This window comes from Humisphaera borealis, assembly GCF_015169395.1.
Taxonomy (GTDB): Bacteria; Planctomycetota; Phycisphaerae; order Tepidisphaerales; family Tepidisphaeraceae; genus Humisphaera; species Humisphaera borealis.
Genome location: NZ_CP063458.1, coordinates 4,009,342 through 4,020,707 on the forward strand (window position 1 = coordinate 4,009,342; position 11,366 = coordinate 4,020,707).

The 11,366-nt window shown below is 62.5% G+C and carries 2 protein-coding genes; both read left to right on the plus strand.

All coding sequences use genetic code 11. The annotated features are described in order from the left end of the window. Positions 1 to 28: 28 nt before the first annotated feature. A complete protein-coding gene (locus tag IPV69_RS14965) occupies positions 29 to 1,669 on the plus strand; it encodes a PQQ-dependent sugar dehydrogenase (protein WP_206290495.1) in 1,641 nt (546 codons plus the stop codon). A 357-nt stretch (positions 1,670 to 2,026) separates the two neighbouring features. Continuing rightward, positions 2,027 to 10,783 (plus strand): beta strand repeat-containing protein, encoded by an 8,757-nt coding sequence (locus IPV69_RS14970; protein ID WP_206290496.1) that lies wholly within the window; start codon positions 2,027 to 2,029, stop codon positions 10,781 to 10,783. Positions 10,784 to 11,366: the final 583 nt, after the last annotated feature.

Sequence of the window (11,366 nt, forward strand, 5' to 3'; positions counted from 1 at the left end):
CACGCCTGGATTACAGTGGAGGGCTCTTATGTCCGTTCGAACCATCGGTCGGCTGTTCGTCTTCTCCAGTGCCGTGGCGCTTGCCGCGGGTGTGATGTGGGTCGCAGCGCCCGAATCGGCGGGCGTGGCGATCGGCGCGCCGCCCGTCGCTACGCCGGCACCGGAATCAGTTGCCGACATTTCGGCGCGCCTCGCTCGGCTTTTCTGCGTTGAACGTGCGACCCCTTTGTCCGGCAAAGAGCTCGGGTCGCTAAAGGTCGGCGTTCGACCAAACCCGGCGGCGTCTGCCGCGACCCCTCGGCCCGACGTGCGCTGGCTCGTCCCTGACATCGCGATTCGCGTCCGCGGCGAGCATGTCGTCAGGGACGCCGCGACACGGCAGTGGATGGTGGGCACGTACGACGCCGGCGAGCGAGCCGTCATCGGTTCGGCGACCTACAAAGATATCGACGAGCTCTACGCCGCGCTCGACTACCACGCCCTCCCCAAGCCGCCCGAGGGCTTCACACTGTGTGAGGTCGCCCGCCTGCCCGATTTCCCGACGCGCCTCGCGAGCGACGGCAAAGGCGGGCCGCTGTTCGTGCTGTGTCAGAGCGGCGATGTCTATCGCGTGGACCGCGGCCGCGACCCGTCGCTGCCACGCCGCGTGCTGGAGGCCCGGAGCTATCTCAAGGCCGGATACTGGTTCACCCTGGGATTGATGCTCGATCCTGACGGACGGCTGTATGTCGTTGCCAACGAGCGCGACGATACGGTCACGCCGGTCATGAACCGCGTGACGATCTTCCGCACCGCCCCGCGATCCGCCGATGCCGTCACGCTCAAACAGGAACCCTGGCTGAAGGTCGAGTTTCCGTACGAGATCAAGACGTTCAATCACGGCGTGAGCCATATCGCCGCCGGGCCGGACGGGTGTTTTTACGTCAACAGTGGGTCCCGTACCGATGCAGGGGAGGAAGGCGAAGACCCCCGGTTCGCTCAGATCGGGGAGATCGATCTGACCGCGTGTGTTTGGCGGATCGACCCGCGGAACGATCCGCCGAGAGTCGAAGTGTTCGCCAGAGGGCTGCGCAATACCTATGGCTTTTGCTGGGATGCCCGCGGCCGGATGATCGCGACCGACAACGGCCCCAATCGCGACGCGCCCGAAGAGCTGAACTTCATCGAGCAGGGCAGACATTACGGCTTTCCGTACGCGTTTTCCGACCTCGCCGAGCGGCCGTACACCCACACCCCAAAGGCCCCGAAGCCGGCGGGCGAGTTCGTGAAGCCGATTCCCAACCTCGGCCCCGACGGCGGCTACGCCGACGGCAGGGCGATCTCGACTTTCACGCCACACTCGTGCCCATCGGGCATCGTGTGCCTGGGGGCCGACTTTCCCGAGGCGTACCGGGGCGCGTTTCTGGTGGCGCGGTTCGGCAACATGATCCCAGGCTCGACGGCGAGCGGGTTCGATCTATTGCGTCTCGATCTACAGGACAACGACGGGAAACCACAAGGTGTCAAGGTGCACCGCATGTTATCGCCTCTGGGCCGTCCGATAGATGTCCACCACTGGGGGGAGGGCACGATCGCAATCTGCGAATACGCGCGCGAAGTCACGTTCCCGTCGTCGGTGCCTATGCTGCCGGGACGCATCCTGGAGCTTAGGGCTGAAGGGCGTCGTTAGTTGATCTCTATCAGTGACTTATGATCCCCGCGACGTGCTCGGGCCACGGCTTGTACAGGAGAGATCAAAGACTGGGTTACGGCGGGAACCGTCCAGCAAGATATTGAGTATCAAAAGTTTGCCACGACGAAATGAAATCTTGTTGACGCTGGTGGGCTGTGATGTACCCTACTCGCTGCACCTTTTCGGGTTGTACATGTCGTTGAAGATCGCGGAGTTTACGTCGCCTTGCATGCAGGGTGACGCGAGGAGAGAGAATTAATGCGCCTTTCGACTTCTGCGGCTTCGCGCCGCAAGCGTCGCCACGTCCTGTCCGTGGCCTCTGTGGCCGCGGCTCAAGTTGCTGCTCCTTTCGCGATGATGGGTCTGCTTTCGCAGCAGGCGGAAGCGACACCATACTATTGGGACGTCAACGGAACTACGGCGGGTTTCTCGACCGTTGTCGGAGCATGGAATACTGGCGCGTTCTGGGGCCCGAATGCTTCAGGCACTGGCGGTACCTACATCGTCAATCCGACAGCCGCCGATGATCTGAACTTCGTGACGGCTACCACCAATACCGGCACCATCACGGTGACCGGTGCCAAGTCGGCCAGCAGCCTCACTTTCGTTGCGGGCGTGGGTGCCGTGACGATCTCAGGCGGTACCAGCATCACCGTTGGCGGTACGGGTGCATTATCGGGCATTTTTAAGGCTTCGACCTCAGCCCAGATAATCTCCACTCCAGTGATTTTGAATGCGGCCAGTACCAGTCTCAACTTCACGAACTCTGCCGCCGGCCTCCTCACCATCGGTGCCGTCACCGGCGCGGGCGCAGGCGCTCAGACCGTCACCGTTAGTTCCACCGCCGCCGGCGGCATCACGCTGAATGGTATCATCGGCAACAGCACCGGTGGCGGAACGGTCGCCCTAACCATCAATAACACCAGTACGGGCGCCACGGTACTCTCGGGGGCCAACACCTACACCGGCGGCACCACGCTCACTGCCGGCACGCTGAACCTCAACAATGCGGCCGCACTGGGCGGTACCGCGAGTCTTTTCACCATCAACGGCGGGACGATTGACAACAGCACTACTGCTGCCATCACCCTGGCTAACAACAACGCTCAGGTTTGGGGCGGCAGCTTTACGTTCACCGGAACGTCAGGTCTGAACATGGGTGCGGGTGCCGTCAACATGACTGGCTCTCGAACCGTTACCGTCAATGCCAATACCCTGACGGTCGGTGGCGTAATCTCCGGGGCAGCATCCGTCCTGACCAAAGCCGGTGCCGGCACGCTGGCCCTCTCGGGTGCCAACACTTACGGCGGTGGCACCGTCGTCTCCGCTGGTGCGCTCAGCTTCCTCAATACCACCGCCAAGTCGGCAACAGGAACACACGACTTTGCCGCCGGAACCACGCTCGGTCTTGGCGTTTCGGGCGCGTCAGCTTTCACCTCCGCCGACATCGACAATGCGTTTGCCGGAAGCATGACGGGAAGTCTCTCGGGGATCACCGTCGCCGCGACTACCAATATCGGCCTTGACACGACCAATGGGAGCTTCACTTACGCCTCGTCCGTGCCGATCACCACGAGGGGATTGACGAAACTGGGTGCCAACACTCTGACCATCACCGGTGCCAACGCTTATGACGGCCCGACGTTGGTCATGAACGGAACGCTGTCTGTTGCTTCGCTAAACAGCGTCGTGGGTGGTACTGCATCCAGTAACCTGGGTGCCCCGACTACGGCTGCCAACGGTACCATTTCCCTGGGCTCCACCAACACGGCCGGCACGCTGAGCTACACAGGCACCGGCGAGACGACCGACCGCGTCATTAACCTTGCCGGCACCACCGGCGGCGGTGTGCTTGACCAGTCGGGTACAGGCTTGCTGAAGTTCACCGGCAACATGACCCTCGCCGCTGGCACCAAAGCGGTTACCTTCAGCGGTTCGACTACGGGCACCGGCGAGTATGCAGGCACCATTCCCGGAACGATCTCTACGGGCACAAACCCGTTGACCATCGTCAAGTCCGGCACCGGTACCTGGTCCCTCACGGGCACGGGAAACACTGCTACCACGCTGTCCATCAGTGGCGGCACTATCAACACTGGGCCCGGCGGTCTGACGCTGGGCAATGTTGGCGCCTCCACCATCAACACCACGGGTGCCACTGCTGGCAGCACCGTATTCGTCAATGGCCTGATCACTTTGAACGGTGTAGCAACGGCCGCCAACAACGGGGCCGATATCGGAGCAATCGCAGGTGTCACCCTGGACCTGAGTGGCGCTGTCATCGCGGGCACTGTGGCGAATGCGAATCTCGATTTTAACCCAACCGGCACAGTGATCCTGGGCAACGCGAACACCTATCAAGGGCAGACGAGTATCAATGGTGGTGGGATCGTTGTTAACGTGACGTCGCTCGGCACTGCGAACGGAGCGCTCCCTTCCTCGCTGGGTCAGCCTGCTGCAGGCAACTCGATCACGGGCAACCTGTACAGCACAATTCTGATGATGAACGGTACCTTGAAGTATGTCGGTACTGGAGAGACCACCGATCGCGCACTCGACCTTCGCGGCACGACAACGGCCGCGATCCTTGATCAGTCGGGTACGGGGTTGTTGAAGTTTACTGGCACGAATACCGCAGGTGGTGTCGGTACCAAGGTCTGGACGCTGCAGGGTTCGACGACCGGCATCGGCGAGATCGCCGGTGCGATCGTCGACAACTTAACGGGAACCAATACCACCGGAGTTACCAAAGCCGGCACCGGGACGTGGACATTGTCTGGTGTGAACACCTACACCGGCCCGACTACCGTCAACGCAGGGACACTTTCGCTCGCCGGGACAAGCGGCTCGATCGCTTCAAGTGTCACGATCAATGGCGGAACGTTCTTGCTTGACAACCTCGTCGGTGCCAACAACGGCAATCGGCTGGCCGATGCCGGGACAATCACGCTCGCTGCGGGCGGAACGCTGGACTTCTCCAACGATGCTGCTGCCGCGACGAATTACTCGGAAACCACGGGTGTCCTGAATATTAACACGGGTGGCGGCACCATCATCGCCGACCAGGCCGCGGTCGGGCAGACCTCGAGTCTAACGTTCGCTTCGCTGGCAAACACGAGTGGCGCAACGTTGAACTTCACGGGCACCGGGCTTGGCGTTGACGCGCGGAATCGCGTTCTGTTTACCGCCCAGGCACCCGGCAACCTCCCCGTTTGGGCTCGTTACAACACGACTGAGTTCGCGGCCTACGACGCGACGAACGGCATCGTTGCGGCGACCTACACCGACATTAATACGATGAGCTCAGTGGTTCCCAATACCGCCGGGGCCACGGTGCGCATCAACAACGTCGCCGGGGTTGCAAACAACACGCTCGGCGCAACCACGACCACGATCAACGCACTGATTCAGAATGCCGCCGGCCCCTCCACCCTGGATATGGGTGCGACCGGCATCCTGCGAACGACGGGCATTGTCATTGAGCCGGGCAAACAGTCCCTGACCATCGGCGCAACGGCCGGCGACGGAACGCTCACCGCGGCAACGGCCGGCGGCCTGCTTACGTTGTCCAACAATTCCAGCAACACGCTGGCCATCAACTCGGCGATCGCCGACAACACTTCAGCGTCGAACGTGGTGCTGAACAATGCCGGCGTTATGAAACTGGCCGGGGCGAACACGTATACCGGCAATACGATTGTCAACGGCGGCACGCTGAACATCACCGGGTCGCTGACCGGCCTCGTCGCCTCGAGCGCCTTGCGGTACGGCGACACCCCCGGCAACACCGTCGTTAACATCAGCGGCAACGTCAACAACTACTTCGTCTTCACCGGATCCAACGCTGTTGGCAGTACGACAGTCATGAACCAGACGGCCGGCAGTGTCACGATCGTGCCGACGACCGGGGCTGACGTACAGTGGGTGGCCAAGTCCGGCTACGGCGGGCTCAACATCACGGGCGGTAGTTTTAACACCGGCCGCTTCGACGTGGTCGCGCCCGGCGGCACGGCTGGCGTGGGTGTCGTTTATGTGGGCGGCGGCGGCACGCTCAACAACAACGTCGGCGACTGGCTGATCCTTCCCCGGACCAACGGCATCGGTCAGCTCACCGTTGGGCCCGGCGGTAATCTCGTACGCTCTGCGGCTGTAACGGCTCAGCTGGCGATCACGATGGACGGCACCGGCTCATACGGTGCCCTGAACGTTGCGGGCGGCAATGTAGACACCGGCGTCAGGGCAATCCAATTTGGGTTCAGCAATCCTGGTGCCGGCAACCAGGGCTTCCTTAATCTGGCGGGCGGCACATTGAGTGTCGGCTTGGCGATCAATGAAACCGGCACCACTGGATCCACCGCCGAATACTTTAACTTCGCCGGCGGCACGCTGAAGATGAACGCGGCGCTGGCCTCCTTCATTCCGGCAACGAGCATCGCAGGGCACACCAGCACCTCGACGATCTACGGGCCCATCACGAACAACAACAATGCCAACGCCGCCTTTAACACCCAGATTGGCTCGACATCAAACTTCACCGGCGGACTAACGGTCGACACCAACGGGTTTGCCACGACCTTCACGAACGCGTTTAGAGCCGCGTCGGGTTTTGCCGTGACGCAGGCCAATATCGGCGACGTCTCGGCGTTGCCCGGCAACTCCGGCTATATCGGTGCGCCCGCCGTCGTCTTCAGCGCGCCTGCCGCTGGCGGCGTGCCGGCCTCCGGGTATGCAGTCATTGATGCCGCCACCGGCAAAGTCAACGGCATCGTAATTACCAATCCCGGCACCTACGCCCTCAACGAAACGCCGACGATCACGCTCAGCGGCGGTGGCGGTTCCATCGCAGCCTTCACCACCTCGGCGCTATCCACCGCCAACACCGCGGCCGGCATCACCAAAACGGGCCTGGGCACATTGACGCTGTCGAACGCAACAAGCACCTACACGGGCGGCGTGACCATCAACCAGGGCACGCTGGCGCTGGGCATCGCAAACGCCATCCCGGCCGCCAACAACGTGGTCGTCAACGGCGGCACTTTCGACGCGGCCACGTTTGCAAATGCTGTCAACGGCGTCAGCCTGCAGAGCGGCACCATTCAGGGCAGCACGGGCGTGATCACTTCCGCCACCGATTACGACCTGCGGAGCGGGACCGTGGGCTTTACCGGAGCCGGTGGTCTCGGCGGGTCGGTCAACGCTACCAAATCGACTTCGGGAACGGTGACGCTCACCAACAACGGCCTCGGTTCGTTTGCGAACACCGTCAACATAAACAACGGCACGCTCTCGTTCACCACCAGTGCCCAGCTCGGAAACGCCTCGGCGACCAATGGCGTCACCTTGGGCGGGGGCACGTTGCAATACACCGGCGCAGGAGCCGTCTCGTTGGGTGCGCTCCGCCAAGTGGCACTCACGGCCGGCACGACGGGCACAGTTGAGGTTCAGAACAACAACGGCAATCTTCAGATCTCAGCGAACGGCATTGTCGCCACCGGTGCCTCGGCAGCGACAAACTTCGTCAAGACCGGGCCGGGAGCGCTCACAGTGACAGGCGTACAGGCCGTGAATCTTCAGTCTGGCGGCGTCACAGTAACTGGCGGCGCCCTGACTGCAGGTCTCCATGCCACCAACACGGGCACCGTCACCGTCGGCAGTTTGGGTTCTCTGCAATTGGTGGATACCAGCCCGGTGACGATCACGCTTGCCGGGACCGGCACGGGTGCAATCACCTTGAATGGCGGCGGTCGTCTCGGGTTTGAACTCGCGGGCTCCGGCAGCAATGACAGCATCAACATGACGGGGTCGAATCCGGCGACTACGAGCGGCGTAATCACCCTCGATTTCTACGCGTTGGCCGGATTCGGAATCGGACTCGGAAACTACAACCTGATCACCGCGCCGAGCGGACTTGGCGGTGCCAGCTATGTCCTCGGCAATGCGCCGTCCGGTTTCAACTACCTGATTAGCTCCACCGCGACGACCGTCAGCCTTACAACCTCGGTTCTTAGCAACATCTACTGGACCAACAGCCAGACGACAGGATCGTGGTCCACGATTAGCGGCGGGCCGCTCTCGAACTTCTCGACCGATCTTGCAGGAAGTGTCAATTCCACGCAGGTTCCGCAGGCCGCAGACACGGTGATCTTCAGTTCCAGCGCCGCGAGCGTCGGAGCGAGTCCCATCAATACCACGCTGGACGCCGCCTTCACGATCGACAGCCTGCGCTTCACGTCCCAACCCGCCGGTGCGACGGTCTCGATCGCCCCTGGCACGGGTGGGACGCTCAATCTCTCCCCCGTCAGTTCGGCTAACGGCATCACGGTGGAAAACAACGGCGGCGCGGTGACAATCTCCGCACCGCTCACCGTCGGGACCGCACAGACCTGGTCCGTCGACGGCACTGGGACGTCTTCGCTCCTCGTCTCTGGCAACACGAACTTTACTACAAAGGTCACCAAAACCGGCGCAGGCACACTGACCCTGAGCGGTGCATCAAACACCGGCTCCGGCGGCTTCACCCTGACGGGGGGCAAGCTGAACGCGAACAGCGCAGGCGCACTCGGCACGGGCACTTTCACGATCAATGCCGGTACGACGATTGACAATACCGGTGCTGGTACCGTGACCCTGACCGGCGGAGCAAACGTCTGGAACGGCGACTTCACCTACACTGGCGCAACTCAAAGCCTGAATCTCGGCACCGGCAATGTGACGATGGGTGCCAATGTGCTGCTCACCGTCGCCGGCAACACGTTTACCGTCGGCGGGGCGATCGGCGACGGCGGCAACAACCGCTCGCTGACCAAAGCCGGCGCGGGTGCCCTGACGCTGTCGACTGCCAACACGATCGGCGGCGGCGTCACGCTGAACGCTGGCACGCTGAATATCGGAAACGCGGCCGCTCTGGGGTCGAACACCTTCACGGTCGCTGGCGGAACCATCGACAACACCTCGGGCTCGGCGATGACCGTTGCGAACGCCCTTGCAATCAACGGCAGTTTTGCGTTTACCGGCACCCAGAACCTCACCTTTAGCACTCCAACGGTCACGCAGACGGTAACTCCAGATATCAATGTGACAGGCGCACTTGCCATCAACGGCAATCTGACCTCGGCGTTCGGCATCACCAAGTCCGGCGGCGGCGTGCTGTCGCTGGGTGGAACCAATACCTACGCGGGTGCGACGACGATCAGCGCCGGCAGCCTTGCGGTGACCGGCTCTCTCGTCACGGCCGGCGGCCTCGTATTCGGAAGCGCCAACGGCGCGACGGTGGTCGGCAACCTGGATCTGTCCAATGGCAGTGCCTCATTTGCATCAGGGCTCGTTCGCACCAACTCAGCAACGGCAAATACCGTGACCGTGGGTTCGGGAAAGACCTTCACCCTTACCGGCGGCCTGACGATGGGTTACGACGCCGGTGCCGGCACCGGCGCGACGTTCTCCAACCTGACGGTGAGTGGCGCGGGGTCGATGTCGATCACTGGCACCACGGTGAACGTCGGCACCAACCAGGCCGCCACTAACGCCGCCTACTGGAACGACAGCACGCTCGACGTCACCGCCCTGACGGGTGGGTTCAGTGCGAACGTCACCAACTTCAACATCGGCGTCGGCGGCACTACCCAGGGCCCCGGCACGGTCCTGCTGTCCAACACGTCCAACACCCTCATCGCCACGACGCTGACCGCGGGCAACACCGGCGGCAACAACGGCCGCGGGACAGGCTCCCTGATCTTCGGTACCGGCACGAATACGATTCAGGCCGATACCATCAACATCGGCGTGGGCAAGAACTCCGGACCTGGCGTGATGAAGTTCGCGTCGCAACTCGCCGGCAGCCCCGGGACGGTAACCATCAACAACAAGGCAGGCTCCGGCGCCGCCATTAACGTTGCCGACAACAACGGAACCGCCACCGGCGGCGGCGCGGCTGGAACGCTCGACCTTCGCGGTCACGTCTCCACCGTCAACGCCAGCACCCTTCTGTTGGGCAGGCTGAACATGGCGTCGAACTCCGGCGGCGTCACCGCCAACGTGTTCTTTGATGCCGGAACGTTCACCGTCGGCACCCTCAACATGAGCGCCAAGACCGCCGCCGGCACCGGCACGGCCAACTCCACGCTCACCGTCGGCGGCGGCAACTTCATCGTCAACACGGCCTTCACGCTCGGCTCACAGGCCACCGCTGGCGCGGCCACCGCGTTGCTCAACATCACCGGCGGCACCTTTAACTCGAACGTCAATATCCTGGACGGCGGCGGCACCACCACTTCCACGATCACTTTGGATGGTGGTACGCTTGACATGAACAACAAGAACATCGGATCGGCAACGCTGATCGATGTTCTGAACTTCCGGTCCGGCACCCTCCGCAACGTCGCCCAGATCAACAACGGGACTACGCCGCTCACCAAGACCACCGCCGGCACGCTCACCCTGGCCGGAACCAACACCTACACTGGCGCAACGGCCGTGAACGGCGGAACGCTGCTGGTGGGCGGGAGCCACGCTGGTGGTGCCTCCTACACCGTTGCTACCGGCGGAACGCTCGGCGGCGGTGGTGTCATCACCCTCGCGGCGTCGGCCGCGTCGCAGGTCCTCGTCCAGTCCGGCGGCACACTGGCCCCGGGTGCCGGCACCGGCATCATCTCCATCCTTAACACCACCCCGGGCACCGGAGCAGCATCCACCCTCTCGCTGGCGACAGGGTCCACCTACGCGGTGGAGCTCAACGGAACGACTGCTGGCACCGGCTACGATCAGGCCGATGTGACGGGCACCGTCAATATCGCCGACGGCAGCCTGCTGACCGTCGCACTGGGCTTTGCGCCGCAGCTGACCGACGAGTTTGTGATCATCAAGAACGACAGCACCGACGCCGTCGGCGGCACGAACTTCTTCGCGTCCGTCAACGGCCAGGCACTGAGCTTCATCGGCACAAACCTCTACGCCACATCCGTGGCCGATGCCAACGGCGCGCTCTACACCGTGAACTACGCGGGTGGCGACGGCAACGACGTGGTGCTGACCGGCATCCCCGAGCCGACGAGCGTCGCGTTGATGGCGATGGCCGGCCTCGGCCTGCTGGGCCGCCGTCGTCGTCGGGCCTGATCGACAGGCGTCGCTTGGATTCGCGACTCGTCCAACACCAGCCACAAGTCACAAGGCACCCGGCGAGAGTTTCGCCGGGTGCTTTTTGTTGGGTTCGTCTGCCGTCTTGGGGAAACAGGGAGCACGAAGGCGCAAGATCAGGAGGCGACGACGATGTCGATGGCCCCGAGAGTTGCCGGCCGCGGCCGGTCAGATCCTGAACATTCGCGCCTGAAGAAATCGTTAACTTATCTGTCTCAGTCGCTTATGACTCGAAGGCCTGCCGAAACCGAGGCGGGAACAGGAAGAATGAAATATCGTGTTATGTCGATAACTGTCTGGCAAGATATCGAATATCGGACTCTTGCCGGGCTGAACTAAAATGTTGTTGACGCGGGCGGTCTGTACAGTACCTTAATGCTGCACCGTTTCCGGTTGTACATGTCGTTTGAGAATGCGGAGTTTTGCGTCGCCCTGTAATCAGGGCGATTGCGAGGAGAGAGAATTGATGCGCCTTTCGACTTCTGCGGCTTCACGCCGCAAGCGTCGTCACGTCCTGTCCGTGGCCTCTGTGGCCGCGGCTCAAGCTGCTGCTCCCCTCGCG